Source organism: Streptomyces ochraceiscleroticus (genome assembly GCF_000720485.1).
Classification (GTDB): Bacteria; Actinomycetota; Actinomycetes; order Streptomycetales; family Streptomycetaceae; genus Streptomyces; species Streptomyces ochraceiscleroticus.
The window spans coordinates 188,859-203,096 of record NZ_JOAX01000001.1; the positions used below are offsets into that span (position 1 = coordinate 188,859).

A 14,238-nucleotide genomic window follows, 5' to 3' on the forward strand; every position below is an offset into this window, starting at 1 on the left:
CCCGCATGAGCCTGACCCTGAGGACCATCAGTCGAGAGCAGCATCTGGCATATATCCAGAGCCTGCCCGCGGCCAGTCACATGCAGGTCCCGGCCTGGGCCGATGTGAAGTCCGAGTGGCGCTCCGAGAACCTGGGCTGGTTCGACTCCACCGGTCAGCTCGTCGGCGCCGGCCTGGTCCTCTACCGCCAGCTGCCCAAGATCAAGCGGTACCTCGCGTACCTGCCCGAGGGCCCCGTCATCAACTGGTACGCCCCCAATCTGGAGGACTGGCTGCAGCCGATGCTCGCGCATCTCAAGCAGCAGGGCGCCTTCTCCGTGAAGATGGGCCCGCCGGTCGTCATCCGCCGCTGGGACGCCGCGGCGATCAAGTCCGGCATCCAGAGCCCCGACGTCAAGCGGCTGCGGGACGTGGAGGCCACCCACATCGAGCCGCGCGCCTTCGAGGTCGCCGACCGGCTGCGCCGCATGGGCTGGCAGCAGGGCGAGGACGGCGGTGCGGGCTTCGGTGACGTGCAGCCCCGCTATGTCTTCCAGGTGCCGCTGGAGAACCGCTCGCTGGAGGACGTCCACAAGGGCTTCAACCAGCTGTGGCGCCGCAACATCAAGAAGGCCGAGAAGGCCGGCGTCGAGGTCGTCCAGGGCGGCTTCGAGGACCTTGCCGAGTGGCAGCGGCTGTACGAGATCACCGCGGTGCGAGACCACTTCCGCCCGCGGCCGCAGAGTTACTTCGAGCGCATGTGGAAGGCCCTCAACAGCGAGGACCCGAACCGCATGCGGCTGTACTTCGCCCGCCACAACGGCGTGAACCTCTCCGCGGCGACGATGCTGGTCGTCGGCGGCCACGTCTGGTACTCCTATGGCGCGTCCGACAACATCGGCCGCGAGGTCCGCCCGTCCAACGCGATGCAGTGGCGGATGCTGCGGGACGCCTACGCGCTCGGCGCGACCGTTTACGACCTGCGCGGCATCAGCGACTCGCTGGACGAGACCGATCATCTCTTCGGTCTGATCCAGTTCAAGGTCGGTACCGGTGGGCAGGCGGCGGAGTACCTGGGCGAGTGGGACTTCCCGCTGAACAAGCTCCTGCACAAGGCGCTGGACATCTACATGTCGCGGCGCTGACCGCTCGCCCGCGGCATTCCCCACAGATCCGACGCATCACCGCAACGAGAAAGGTTCACGGGCCGGCCATGGCGCTCACCCTCTACGTCGACACCGCGCGCTGGCGGGCGCACCAGCAGCAGGTGCTGCAGCAGTTCCCGGGGCTGGTCCCGGTCTGCAAAGGCAACGGCTACGGCTTCGGCCACGAGCGTCTCGCCGATGAGGCGACCCGTCTGGGGTCCGACCTCCTGGCCGTCGGCACCACCTACGAAGCGGCCCGCATCAAGGACTACTTCAGCGGTGACCTGCTCGTCCTGACGCCGTTCCGGCACGGTGAGGAGCCGGTGCCGCTGCCGGACCGGGCGATCCGCTCGGTCTCCTCGGTCCAGGGGCTCGGCGGACTGGCCGGGGCACGGGTCGTGGTCGAGGTCATGAGCAGCATGAAGCGGCATGGCGTCACGCCGGAGGAGCTGCCGATGCTGGCCTCCGCGATCGAGAACGTCCGGCTGGAGGGCTTCGCCATACATCTCCCGCTGGACCGCACCGACGGCACCGACGCGGTGGACGAGGTCATCGGCTGGATGGACCGGCTCCGCAACGCCCGGCTGCCGCTGCACACCATGTTCGTCAGCCACCTCAAGGCCGACGAGCTGCACCGGCTGCAGGCCCAGTTCCCGCAGACCCGCTTCCGCGCCCGGATCGGCACGCGGCTGTGGCTCGGCGACCACGACGCCACCGAGTACCGCGGTGCGGTCCTGGACGTCACCCGAGTCGCCAAGGGCGACCGCTTCGGCTACCGCCAGCAGAAGGCGGCCTCCGACGGTTACCTCGTCGTGGTGGCCGGCGGCACCTCGCACGGCGTCGGCCTGGAGGCCCCCAAGGCGCTGCACGGCATGATGCCCCGCGCCAAGGGCGTTGCCCGGGCCGGCCTGGCGACGGTGAACCGCAACCTCTCGCCGTACGTGTGGTCCGGCAAGCAGCGCTGGTTCGCGGAGCCGCCGCACATGCAGGTCTCCATCCTGTTCGTGCCCAGCGACGCGCCGGAACCGAAGGTCGGCGAGGAGCTGGTGGCCCACCTGCGGCACACCACCACGCAGTTCGACCGTCTCGTGGACCGCTGACCTGCGGCTTCCGGACCAAAGCAACGGGCCCGGACGCCCGGCTCCCCGCCGGGTGTCCGGGCCCGCCGCTATCTCCGGCCGCCCTGCCGGCACGCGCCGACGGAGGCGGTCAGTCCCCGGCCGGCCCCCACTCGACCCGTGCCGCACCCTCGAACGGGGCGGCGTGCCGCGGTGAGTGGTGCTGCCGCCCCAGGACGAACACGTCGGGCGCCTGGTCCAGGACACCACCCGTGGGGTCGTCGGCCCCTTCCCGGCGCACCGTGTCCCGGTCCGGCAGCAGGATGTCCCTGACCACCAGCGCACACAGGTACAGCGTGCCCAACAGGTGCAGGACGATGGCGAGTTGGTAGCCCTCGGGCGGCAGGCCCTGATGCTTGTCCCCGCTGCCGCTGTACGCGAGGTACAGCCAGATGCCGAGGAAGTACATGACCTCGCACGCCTGCCACACCAGGAAGTCGCGCCAGCGCGGCCGGGCCAGCGCGGCCAGCGGGACCAGCCAGAGCACGTACTGCGGTGAGTAGACCTTGTTGGTCAGGATGAAGAGCGCGACGACCAGGAACGCCAGCTGGGCCAGGCGCGGGCGGCGCGGCGCGTAGAGCGTGAGCAGCGCGATGCCCCCGCACCCGACGATCATCAGCAGCGTCGCGTAGGTGTTGGCGTACTCCAGCGGGTTGCCGGTGCGCTGGGAGATCAGCAGCCAGACGGAGCCGAAGTCGATCGGCCGCTCCTGGCTGAAGGTGTAGAACTTCTGCCAGCCGTCCCAGGCGGGCAGCATCACGGGCAGGTTCACCGCCAGCCAGGAGAAGACCGCGCCGCCCGTCACCGCCCCGAAGGACCGCCACTTCCCGGCCCGCCAGCACAGGACGAACAGCGGCCCCAACAGCAGGACGGGGTAGAGCTTGGCCGCGGTCGCCAGCCCGATGAACACTCCGGCGGCGAGCGGGCGGCTGCGCGACCAGAGCAGCATGGCCACCGAGGTCAGCGCGACGGCGAGCAGGTCCCAGTTGATGGTGGCCGTCAGCGCGAAGGCGGGCGCCAGGGCGACGAGCAGGGCGTCCCAGGGCCGCTTGCGGTGTGTCCGGGCCACACAGACCGCGATGACGGCTGCGCAGACCATGAGCATCCCGGCGTTGGCCAGCCAGTAGATCTGCTCGCGGTGCTGCATCGTGCCGCCGTGCGGGGTCAGCCACGAGGCGACCTCCATGAACACACCGGTCAGCACCGGATATTCGAGGTACTGCATGTCACCGGGCAACCGGTCGAAGTACGGGACGAGGTTCTCGGCGAACCCGCGTCCGACGTAGAGGTGCGGGATGTCCGAGTAGCAGGCGTGGGTGTACTGGCTGGTCGCGCCGAAGAACCAGGCGCCGTTGTAGCAGGGCAGCTTCTGCACCATCCCCAGCGCGAACATCCCCAGGGCGACCAGAGCGATGACGCGTGCCGGCGTCCACCAGCTCGCGCCGAGCAGTACGCGGCGGCCGAGCGGGCCGCCGATCAGCTCACTGCCGGCCGCTGCCACCTCGTCCCGTTGCGTCGGCCGTACGGGCTCGTCCTGTCGCACGCTCGTCATGGGGTCATCCTGCCGCACGTCCCTGTGCCGGAGACGGCGAAGCCCCCGCCCGGGCATGCCGGGTCGGGGGCTCGTCGTTTCGCATCCGCTGTTTCACGTGAAACCGGTCGAGCGTTTCACGTGAAACAGCGCGCGGTCAGTTCTCGAAGCCGTCCGGGCCTCCGAAGAAACCACCACCGCCGTCATCGCCGCCGGGCGGCTCGGTCTCCGGTGGCGAGGTTTCGTCGCCGGGATCGCCCGGACCACCGGTCGGGCCGCCGTCCTGGCCTCCGTTGTCCTTGCAGCCCAGGTCCCAGGGCGAGCAGGTGTCGCTCGCCGACGGGCTGGGGGTGGACTCGCTCGGGCTCTCCGACGGCTCCTCCGACGGCTCCTCCGACGGCTTGTCCTCGGTCTTCGTCGGGGTCGGCGTCGGGCTGGCGCTCTCGCCGTAGACGACCTTGCCGATCGGCTGCGGCTGCGGGAACGCCTCCATCGGCTGGCCCTGCATGGCCTGCATCATGTAGTCGCGCCAGATCTGCGAGGGGAACGAAGCTCCGTGGATCTTCTCCTCGCCGCCGACGCCGTACATCTTCAGGAAGCGCTGCGACTTCGCCTGGTCGTTGACGCGCCACATGCCGACCGTGGTGGCCAGCTGCTTGGTGTAGCCCGCGAACCACGCCGACTTGTTGTCGTCGGTGGTACCGGTCTTACCGGCCGCCTCGCGGCCGTCCGGCAGCTGCGCCGCCGTACCGGTGCCCTTCTTGACCACGTTCTTGAGCACGTCCGTGACGTTGTTGGCCACGTTCGGGTCGAAGGCCGTCTTGGTCTTCGACGGGTGCTTGTAGTAGTTGGTGCCGTCCTTGGTCACCGACTCGACGGAGTACGGGTCGGTCTGCTCGCCGCTGGCGGCGAAGGTGGCATACGCACCGGCCAGCCGGATGGCACTGGGCGCCGAGGTGCCCAGGGAGAAGGTCGGCGTGGTCCGCGCCATGCTGTTGTCGTCCCGCAGACCGGCGGCGATGGCCTCCTGCTTCACCACATCGGTGCCGACGTCCATACCCAGCTGGATGTAGGGCGTGTTCACCGAGTACTGCATGGCGGTACGCAGGCTGATGCGGCCCTTGTCCTCATTGCCGTCGTTGGCTTGGTGCCATTCCTTGCCGTCCCGGTCGTGCCAGACGGTCCGGTCGTAGTTGAGCAGCCGTACCTTGTTGTCGCCGTTGTACATGCTGCTCGGCGACACGGGAGTGCGGACGGCCGGGTTGTTCGGGTCCCGCACGCCCTTGTCCATCGCCGCGGCCAGGACGAACGGCTTGAACGTGGAGCCGACCTGGACACCGGTGTAGTCGGCGTTGTTGGTGTAGTGCTCCGTCGCGTCCTTGCCGCCGTAGATGGCGACGATCTTTCCGGTCTTCGGCTCGACCGAGGCCCCGCCGAACTGCACGTACTTGTCGACCGCGCGCTGGTTGGGCTTCAGCGCCTTCTTGGAGACGTTTTCGACGGCCTTGGTCAGTTCACCCATCTTCTTCCGGTCGAAGGTGGTGTGAATCGCATAGCCGCCCTTTTTCAGCTCGGCTTCCGAGATGTCGGTATTGGCGGTGATGTAGTTGTTGGCGAGGTCGACGAGGTAGCCCTTCTGACCTCGCAGGTCCATCGCCTTCTTCGGCGGCCGCGGCCGCGGGAAGCCTTCCTTCGCGATCTGTGCTCGCTTGGCCTTGGACAGCCGCCCGACCTCGACCTCCCGGTCCAGCGTCCACGCCCAGCGCGCCTTGGCCCGCTTGAGGTTCGCGCCCTCACTCTCCGTCGTGACGTACGGGTCGTAGAGGTTCGGACCGTTGAGCAGCGAGGAGAGGAAGGCTCCCTCGCTCGTGGTGAGGTCTTCGCTGTCCTTGTTGTAGAAGGCGCGCGACGCGGCCTGGATGCCGTAGGCGCCACGCCCGTAGTACGCCGTGTTGAGGTACCCGGCCAGGATCTTGGGCTTGGGCTCCGAGGCGCCCACCTTTATCGAGATGAACAGCTCGGTGATCTTGCGCTTGAGCGTCTGCTCCTGGTTCAGGTACGTGTTCTTCACGTACTGCTGGGTGATCGTCGAGCCACTCTGGGTCTCGCCGCCCATGGCCATCTTGACCACCGCGCGGGCGATACCCATCGGGTCGACGCCCGAGTCCGTCTCGAACGAGGCGTTCTCCGCGGAGATCACCGCGTTCTGCATCGACTTGGGGATCTGGCTGATCGGCACGATCTGGCGGTTGAGCTCACCACCACCGGCGACAACCATCTGCTTGTTGTCGGACCAGTAGTAGACGTTCTTCTGCACCCCCGCGAGCTTCTGGGGGTTCGGTACGTCGACGTAGGCGAGCGCGATGCCGGACAGGCCGAGCACGAACGCGATGAAGCCCAGGCAGCTGCCCAGCACGAGGCGCCAGGACGGCACCCAGCGGCGGGCCCCGTCCTTGCCCGCGCGCGGGTAGTCGATGAACCGCTTCTTGGGCGGGTAGCCACCACCGCCCGCACCGCCGCCGGAGCGCCGGCCGCCGCGGCCGCCACCTGCGGCTGCCGCCTCGGGCGCCCTCCGGCGCCCGCCGCGTTGCGCAGCCCTGCGCGCCGCCGCCCGCCCCTGGTAGGGAGGCTCCTGCTCAGGCACCCCGGACGGGGAAGCGGAAGCGGAGGCCATGCTGGAACCGCGCGACGGCGCGGCTCGGCGGCCACTCGATTGTTGCTGTGCGGCGCGTCGGGCCGCGGCACGTCCGCCACCTTGCGGCTGCGGCGGTTTGCGACGGTGCTCGCTCATGGAACGGTTACTCCTCGGGCAGGCGCGCTATCTCATCGCCTGAAGGCGGCAGTTCACTTCAGGTCCCCCCGACAACACGGCCCGCATTGGTCGCACGGGCCGCACTACACCGGGGACGGAGACGCCACTTCTCGCCACTTGGTTCCCGGCAGTCTGCATGCCGCACAGACTACGCACGGCCAAAACCTGCCCAGGCTCGGAATTCACTCCAAATCAGTCACGTTGGCTACAGCGAATCGGCGATGTGATGCCGTTCACCGTCCCCGCCCTTGTCCCACTCAGCGGCCCGTTCTATCGTCTGGATGTATCGAGTCGATACATCAGCTCGGCATAAAGAGCGCACACAGCAGGGGAGGCGGAGGATGAGCAGACGGTCCGGCATCCTCGAATTCGCCGTGCTCGGCCTGCTGCGCGAGTCCCCCATGCACGGGTACGAGCTGCGGAAGCGGCTCAACACTTCGCTGGGTGTTTTCCGAGCGTTCAGCTACGGCACCCTCTATCCCTGCCTGAAGGCCTTGGTCGCGCACGGCTGGCTGACCGAGGAGACCGGGGGAGACACCGCCCACGGCGCCGCCCCGGCTGCGTCACTCGCGGGGCGCCGGGCCAAGATCGTCTACCGGTTGACGGCGGAGGGGAAGGCGCACTTCGAAGAGCTGCTCTCCCACTCCGGGCCCGACGCCTGGGAGGACGAGCACTTCGGCGTCCGGTTCGCCTTCTTCGGGCAGACCTCGCGCGATGTCCGCATGCGTGTACTGGAGGGCCGGCGCAGCCGCTTGGAGGAGCGCCTCGAAAAGATGCGCGCCTCCCTGGCCCGCAGCCGCGAGCGGCTCGACGACTACACCCTCGAGCTGCAGCGGCACGGCATGGAGTCCGTGGAACGCGAAGTGCGCTGGCTGAACGAGCTGATCGAGAGCGAGCGGGCCGGGCGCGACCAGCGTGCCCCGGATGCCGCAGCCCCGGACCGGAACGAGTCAGGAGAGACGGGCGGCCTGCCCCGACACCGGGGTGGATCCCGGCCGGATCCGTCCGATGACACCGCAACATGAGGCTCCGCAGCCGCGGAGCCGCGTCGAGAACAAACAGGGAGCAACCGGAATGGGTTCGGTTCGCGTAGCCGTCGTCGGCGTGGGCAACTGCGCCGCATCGTTGGTACAGGGCGTCGAGTACTACAAGGACGCCGACCCGGACAGCCGCGTGCCCGGTCTGATGCACGTGCAGTTCGGTGACTACCACGTGCGGGACATCGAGTTCGTGGCTGCCTTCGACGTCGACGCCAAGAAGGTCGGCCTCGACCTCGCCGACGCCATCGGCGCCAGCGAGAACAACACCATCAAGATCTGTGACGTGCCGCGCTCCGGCGTGACCGTCCAGCGCGGCCACACCCTCGACGGTCTCGGCAAGTACTACCGCCAGACCATTGAGGAGTCCGCCGAGGCCCCCGTCGACGTCGTCCAGGTCCTCAAGGACCAGCAGGTCGACGTCCTGGTGTGCTATCTCCCCGTCGGCTCCGAGGACGCCGCGAAGTACTACGCCCAGTGCGCCATCGACGCCAAGGTCGCCTTCGTCAACGCCCTCCCGGTCTTCATCGCCGGCACCAAGGAGTGGGCGGACAAGTTCACCGAGGCGGGCGTCCCGATCGTCGGTGACGACATCAAGTCCCAGGTGGGCGCCACTATCACGCACCGCGTGATGGCCAAGCTCTTCGAGGACCGGGGCGTCGTCCTGGACCGCACGATGCAGCTGAACGTCGGCGGCAACATGGACTTCAAGAACATGCTCGAGCGCGAGCGCCTGGAGTCCAAGAAGATCTCCAAGACGCAGGCCGTCACCTCCCAGATCACCGACCGCGACATGGGCGCTGACAACGTCCACATCGGTCCCTCGGACTTCGTCGCCTGGCTGGACGACCGCAAGTGGGCCTACGTCCGCCTGGAGGGCCGTGCCTTCGGTGACGTCCCGCTGAACCTGGAGTACAAGCTCGAGGTCTGGGACTCCCCGAACTCCGCGGGCGTCATCATCGACGCGCTGCGCGCCGCGAAGATCGCCAAGGACCGCGGCATCGGCGGCCCGATCCTCTCCGCCTCCTCGTACTTCATGAAGTCCCCGCCGGTCCAGTACTTCGACAACGAGGCCCGGGACAACGTCGAGAAGTTCATCAAGGGCGAGGTCGAGCGCTGAGCTAGCGCGACCGCGGACGCCGCCGCGACCGCACCGTCCTGACCGCGGGCCCCCGGGAGTCTCCCCAGGGGCCCGCGGCCTGTGTGAGGCTGTGGCCCATGTCCGCCGTGCGTGCCCTCCGCGTACTCCTCCGCCGCCGCGATTTCCGGCGGCTGCTGGCCGTCCGGCTCCTCTCCCAGGCCGCCGACGGCGTGTACCAGGTCGCCCTCGCCTCCTACGTCGTCTTCTCCCCCGAGAAGCAGGCGTCCCCCGCGGCCATCGCCTCCGCCATGGCGGTGCTGCTGCTCCCGTACTCCGTCCTCGGGCCGTTCGCCGGAGTACTCCTGGACCGCTGGCGCCGCCGCCAGGTCCTGCTCCACGGCAACCTGCTGCGTACGGTCCTGGCCGCCGCGACCACGCTGCTGCTCCTGACGGGCGCGCCGGACTGGCTCTTCTACGCCTCCGCCCTCAGCGTCACCGCGGTCAACCGCTTCGTCCTGGCCGGTCTGTCGGCCGCGCTGCCCCGGGTCGTCGACAACGCCGAGGCGCTGGTGGTGGCCAACTCCCTGTCCCCCACGGCCGGCACGCTCGCCGCCACGGCGGGCGGCGGCCTCGCCTTCGCCATCCGGCTCGCCGGCGCGGAGACCGACGCGATCGCCGTCCTGCTCGGTGCCGTCCTCTACCTCTGCGCCGCGCTCGTCGCGCTGCGCATCCCCGCGGCGCTCCTCGGGCCGGACCCCGGCCGGGTCGCACCACGTGTCTCCGCCGCCCTGCTGAGCACCGCTCGCGGGCTCGCCGCGGGGCTGAACCACCTCGGCCGGCGGCGGTCCGCGGCCCGGGCACTGGCCGCGATGGCGCTGATGCGCTTCTGCTACGGCGCGCTGACGATCACCGTGCTGATGCTGTGCCGTGCCTACTGGCCGCTGAACGGGCCCGACGGGATGACCACGCTGGGGCTCGCGGTCGCCGCGTCCGGCGCCGGATTCTTCACCGCCGCGGTGCTGTCCGCGTGGGCGATCATCCGGCTGACCGCCACCGGCTGGATCGCGGTGTGTGCCGGCGCTGCCGCGGTACTGGTCCCCGCGCTCAGCCTGTCCTTCGCGCTGGTGCCCGTACTCGTCGCCGCCTTCGTCCTCGGCCTCGCCACCCAGAGCGCGAAGATCGCCACGGACACGGAAGTCCAGTCCGCCGTCGACGACGCGTTCCGTGGCCGGGTCTTCTCCCTCTACGACGTGCTCTTCCACGTCTCCTTCGTCGGCGCAGCCGGGGTGGCGGCCCTCATACTGCCGCCCGACGGCCGCTCCTCCGCGCTGATCATCGGGGTGGCGGTGGTCCATCTGGCCGTCGCGCTCGCCATGGCGCGGGCTCGTGTTTCACGTGAAACATCGCCCCGGCCGAAGGACGGCCGGGGCGATGCGTGTGGTGTTTCACGTGAAACATGAGCGGCCGGGCACGTCGGCCGCCGGGATCAGCTCTGCTGCTCGGCCCACCATTCCTTGAGCGCCGCGACTGCCGCGTCCCGTCCCATCGGGCCGTTCTCGAGCCGCAGCTCCAGCAGGTACTTGTACGCCTTGCCGACCCCCGGCCCGGGCGCGATGTCGAGTACCTGCATGATGTCGTTGCCGTCCAGGTCCGGCCGGATCGCGTCCAGTTCTTCCTGTTCCTGCAGCCGCGCGATGCGCTCCTCGAGCCCGTCGTACGCCCGCGAGAGGGCGTTGGCCTTGCGCTTGTTCCGCGTGGTGCAGTCCGAACGGGTCAGCTTGTGCAGCCGCGTCAGCAGCGGGCCGGCGTCCCGTACGTACCGGCGGACCGCCGAGTCGGTCCACTCGCCCGTGCCGTAGCCGTGGAACCGCAGGTGCAGCTCCACCAGCCGCGCGACGTCCTTGACCATCTCGTTGGAGTACTTCAGCGCGGTCATCCGCTTCTTGGTCATCTTCGCGCCGACCACCTCATGGTGGTGGAAGGAGACCCGGCCGTCCTTCTCGAATCGCCGGGTCTTCGGCTTTCCGATGTCGTGCAGCAGCGCCGCCAGCCGCAGCACCAGGTCGGGGCCGTCCTCCTCCAGGTCGATGGCCTGGTCCAGGACGGTCAGCGAGTGCTCGTAGACGTCCTTGTGACGGTGATGCTCGTCACGCTCCAGCCGCAGCGCCGGCAGCTCCGGCAGGACCCGGTCGGCGATGCCGCTCTCGACCAGGAGCGCGAGGCCCTTGCGGGGGTGTGCGCCCAGGATCAGCTTGTTCAGCTCGTCACGCACCCGCTCTGCGGAGACGATGTCGATCCGGTCCGCCATCTCCTTCATCGCTGCCACGACCTCGGGCGCCACCGTGAAGTCGAGCTGGGCGGCGAAGCGCGCCGCCCGCATCATCCGCAGCGGGTCGTCGGAGAAGGACTCCTGCGGGGTGCCCGGCGTGCGCAGCACCTGCGCCGCGAGGTCCTCCAAGCCGTTGTGCGGGTCGATGAACTCCTTCTCCGGGAGCGCCACGGCCATCGCGTTCACGGTGAAGTCCCGGCGCACCAGATCGTCCTCGATCGAGTCGCCGTAGGACACCTCGGGCTTGCGGGAGGTCCGGTCGTACGCCTCCGAGCGGTACGTCGTGACCTCGATGTCGAAGGAGTCCTTCTTGCAGCCGACGGTGCCGAAGGCGATGCCGACCTCCCACACCGCGTCCGCCCACGGCCGGACGATCTTCAGAACGTCCTCGGGCCGGGCGTCGGTGGTGAAGTCCAGGTCGTTGCCGAGCCGGCCCAGCAGGGCATCCCGCACTGAACCGCCGACCAGGGCAAGAGTGAACCCGGCCTCCTGGAAACGGCGGGCCAGATCGTCCGCGACGGGCGACACGCGCAGCAGTTCGCTGACGGCGCGGCGCTGGACCTGGTTCAGCGCCTGCGTCGTCTGTGCGCTGCGCTCGGTCTGCGGGGCGTGGGTGTCATTGTTGGCGTTCGGCACAACAGGACAGGGTACGTGGCCGCGCCGCGCGAGGCGGACACGTATAAAGGGGACGAGTTCGCGGAGACCGGCCACCCGCCCGAGCAGGTGGAGCAGTCCGCAGCACTTCGCCACAGCAGTCATCGTTACCATGCGTGGACGCATATTGCGACGACCACTGACGACGACGAGGGACGGGCGAGCGCGTGGCCGAGGCGGCAGGGTTCCAGGTGACCGAACGGCCGCGTGGTCGATGGCTGCGACGGGCCGCTGCGCTGGTCGCCGGTGCGCCACTGCTGGCCGGTGTGCTGCAGGTCCCCGCGGCGCAGGAAGCGCACGCCGCCCCGTCCGGCTCCCGGACGGTCGATGTGGACATCGACTCGCTCACCCCGCCGGCGCCCGGCAAGGACGACGACGCGGTCACCGTCTCCGGCAGCATCACCAACGAGGGCCGCGCGACGATCACCGGCGGACACATCGGACTGCGCCGCGGGCCCGTACTGAACAACCGCAGCTCCATCGACGACGTGGCCCGGCGCACCGGCTACTCCGCCGGCCTGGACGGCCAGGAGGTCGGCGGCAAGGCCGAGAAGATCAAGGCGCTGAAGCCGGGCGTCTCCCAGCCCTTCACCCTGCGCGTCCCGGTCAAGAAGCTGCGCCTGAGCAAGGACGGCGTCTACCAGCTCGGCGTCTCCTTCTCCGGACGGTCCAGGAGCGCCCCGTACGAGCAGGTGCTCGGCATCGAGCGCACCTTCCTGCCCTGGCAGGAGGCCGACGCGTCGAAGAAGACCGACCTCACGTACCTGTGGCCGCTGATCTCCAAGACCCACCTCACCGCGGAGACCGAGGGCGACGAACAGCAGACCCCGATCTTCCGCGACGACAAGCTGGCGGCCGAGATCGCCCCGGGCGGCCGGCTCCAGCAGCTCGTCGCCCTCGGCAAGGACCTCCCGGTCACTTTCGTCGTCGATCCCGACCTGCTCGCCTCCGTCGACGCCATGACCGGCCGGTACAAGGTCGAGGGGCCGCACGGCACGACCAGGCCGGGCCGGAACCAGGACGTGGCCAAGCAGTGGCTGAGCGATCTGGAGCAGGCGGTCCAGGCCCACGAGGTGATCGCGCTGCCGTTCGGCGACCCCGACATCGCCTCGCTGGCGCACCAGGGCAAGGCCGTACCGAGCGCGCTGGGCCATCTCGGCCCGGCCACCGAGCTCGCGTCGAAGACCGTGGACACCGTCCTCCCGGGCGTGAAGGCGCGCAACGACTTCGCCTGGCCCGTCGACGGCGCCGTGGACTCCTCGGTCGTGGATGTGGCGACCTCGGCGGGGGCCCACAACGTCATCGCCCGCAGCGACAGCATGCGGGAGAACGGCCTGTCCTACACGCCCACCGCCGCCCGGCCCATCGGCGGCGGCAACACCGCCGTCGTCGCGGACGCCGGACTGTCCACCGCCTTCACCGGCGACCTGTCCAAGGCCGGCTCCGCAACCCTGGCGGTGCAGAACTTCCTCTCCCAGACCCTGATGATCAATCTTCAGGACCCGTCGCGGCAGCGCAGCGTCGTGGTGGCCCCCCAGCGGATGCCCACCGCGAGCCAGGCCCAGGCGATGGCGAAGGCCGTGCGGGCGCTGGACGACAGCGGCTGGGCCGAGGCGCAGGACCTCAGCGACGCGGCCAAGGCCAAGCCCGACCGGAGCGCCACCCGCCAGGTGCCCGGCCCCGCCTCCTACCCGTCCTCGCTGCGCAAGCACGAGCTGCCGGCGGCCGCCTTCCGGCAAGCGCAGGAGACGCGCACCGCGCTGGACGACTTCGAGGTCATCCTGGCCGAGCCGTGGCGGGTCGAGACCCCCTTCGGCAACGCGATCATGCGGATGATGTCGACGTCGTGGCGCGGCGACGCCACGGGCGCCAAGGCGTTCCGCAAGTCCGTCCGCAGCTACCTGGACGGCCTGACGACCAAGGTGCATCTGATCCAGAAGTCGGACGCCACGCTCTCCGGGCGCAGCGCCACAATTCCCGTCACGGTGCAGAACAACCTCGTCCGGGGCGTCGAGGGCATGACGCTGCGGCTCACGTCCTCCCAGCCCAACCGTCTGGACGTGGGTGAACCGCAGACGATCGACGTCGAGGGCGGGCACAGCCAGTCCTTCAAGTTCGACACCACCGCGCACGCGAACGGCCCGGTGCAGGTCACCGCGCAGCTCTACACCGCCGACGGCAAGCGGTACGGGCGGGCGATGACCTTCGAGGTGAACGTCACCGAGATCACCGCTACGGTCATGCTCGTCATCGCGGGCGGCGTGCTGCTGCTCGTCCTCGCCGGCGTACGGATCTACCTGCAGCGCAAGCGCGCGGCGGCCCGCGAGGACGACGACGGCACCGACGGCGGGGACGGTACGGACGGCGGCACCGACGGCGGCGCCGGCTCGGACGACGGGGACGGCACCCCGGACAGCGACGGCACGGATCAGGACGGCCGGCCCTCGGACGGCGAATCCGAGCAGCCGGGTGACCCGGCTGCGGACACCGGTTCGGAAAGCACGGACGCGTCCGGCTCAGGTGAGAAAGTGGACCGTTGATACATGGCGGGG

General features: G+C 69.5%; 9 protein-coding genes. 6 read left to right on the forward strand and 3 right to left on the reverse strand.

Annotated elements, in window-relative coordinates:
• Window positions 1–5: 5 nt before the first annotated feature.
• Together IG84_RS0100875 and IG84_RS0100880 are read left to right on the forward strand one after the other, a co-directional pair.
• The gene (locus IG84_RS0100875) at window positions 6–1,124 is read left to right on the forward strand and encodes a lipid II:glycine glycyltransferase FemX (RefSeq protein ID WP_031049954.1); all 1,119 of its coding nucleotides are present in this window, start codon (window positions 6–8) and stop codon (window positions 1,122–1,124) included.
• Between the two features lie 68 nt (window positions 1,125–1,192).
• Window positions 1,193–2,224, forward strand: a complete 1,032-nt coding sequence (locus IG84_RS0100880; RefSeq protein ID WP_031049956.1) for an alanine racemase — start codon at window positions 1,193–1,195, stop codon at window positions 2,222–2,224.
• Window positions 2,225–2,333: 109 nt separating this feature from the next.
• Here IG84_RS0100880 and IG84_RS0100885 read toward each other — a convergent pair whose 3' ends face one another.
• Window positions 2,334–3,794 (reverse strand): glycosyltransferase family 87 protein, encoded by a 1,461-nt coding sequence (locus IG84_RS0100885; protein ID WP_031049959.1) that lies wholly within the window; start codon window positions 3,792–3,794, stop codon window positions 2,334–2,336.
• Between the two features lie 136 nt (window positions 3,795–3,930).
• Window positions 3,931–6,564 (reverse strand): transglycosylase domain-containing protein, encoded by a 2,634-nt coding sequence (locus IG84_RS0100890; RefSeq protein ID WP_031049961.1) that lies wholly within the window; start codon window positions 6,562–6,564, stop codon window positions 3,931–3,933.
• 362 nt (window positions 6,565–6,926) lie between these two features.
• Here IG84_RS0100890 and IG84_RS0100895 point away from each other — a divergent pair, with 362 nt between their 5' ends.
• The 3 genes from IG84_RS0100895 (at window position 6,927) to IG84_RS0100905 (ending at window position 10,163) form a co-directional block, all read left to right on the forward strand.
• Window positions 6,927–7,610: a PadR family transcriptional regulator gene (locus IG84_RS0100895; RefSeq protein WP_031049962.1), complete on the forward strand. Its 684-nt coding sequence runs from the start codon at window positions 6,927–6,929 to the stop codon at window positions 7,608–7,610.
• Window positions 7,611–7,659: 49 nt separating this feature from the next.
• Window positions 7,660–8,742: an inositol-3-phosphate synthase gene (locus IG84_RS0100900; protein ID WP_031049965.1), complete on the forward strand. Its 1,083-nt coding sequence runs from the start codon at window positions 7,660–7,662 to the stop codon at window positions 8,740–8,742.
• A 98-nt stretch (window positions 8,743–8,840) separates the two neighbouring features.
• A complete protein-coding gene (locus IG84_RS0100905) occupies window positions 8,841–10,163 on the forward strand; it encodes an MFS transporter (RefSeq protein WP_051861215.1) in 1,323 nt (440 codons plus the stop codon).
• 26 nt (window positions 10,164–10,189) lie between these two features.
• Here the strand turns inward: IG84_RS0100905 and IG84_RS0100910 are convergent, their stop codons facing one another.
• On the reverse strand, window positions 10,190–11,668 hold the full coding sequence (locus IG84_RS0100910) for a CCA tRNA nucleotidyltransferase (protein ID WP_031049969.1): 1,479 nt from the start codon (window positions 11,666–11,668) through the stop codon (window positions 10,190–10,192).
• A gap of 185 nt (window positions 11,669–11,853) precedes the next feature.
• Here IG84_RS0100910 and IG84_RS0100915 point away from each other — a divergent pair, with 185 nt between their 5' ends.
• Window positions 11,854–14,226: a DUF6049 family protein gene (locus IG84_RS0100915; RefSeq protein ID WP_031049970.1), complete on the forward strand. Its 2,373-nt coding sequence runs from the start codon at window positions 11,854–11,856 to the stop codon at window positions 14,224–14,226.
• Window positions 14,227–14,238: the final 12 nt, after the last annotated feature.

Coding starts and splice junctions, on each gene's coding strand:
- IG84_RS0100895 (WP_031049962.1), top strand. CDS start 6,927: ATGAGCAGACGGTCCGGCATCCTCGAATTCGCCGTGCTCGGCCTGCTG.
- IG84_RS0100885 (WP_031049959.1), bottom strand. CDS start 3,794: ATGACGAGCGTGCGACAGGACGAGCCCGTACGGCCGACGCAACGGGAC.
- IG84_RS0100890 (WP_031049961.1), bottom strand. CDS start 6,564: ATGAGCGAGCACCGTCGCAAACCGCCGCAGCCGCAAGGTGGCGGACGT.
- IG84_RS0100905 (WP_051861215.1), top strand. CDS start 8,841: ATGTCCGCCGTGCGTGCCCTCCGCGTACTCCTCCGCCGCCGCGATTTC.
- IG84_RS0100880 (WP_031049956.1), top strand. CDS start 1,193: ATGGCGCTCACCCTCTACGTCGACACCGCGCGCTGGCGGGCGCACCAG.
- IG84_RS0100900 (WP_031049965.1), top strand. CDS start 7,660: ATGGGTTCGGTTCGCGTAGCCGTCGTCGGCGTGGGCAACTGCGCCGCA.
- IG84_RS0100875 (WP_031049954.1), top strand. CDS start 6: ATGAGCCTGACCCTGAGGACCATCAGTCGAGAGCAGCATCTGGCATAT.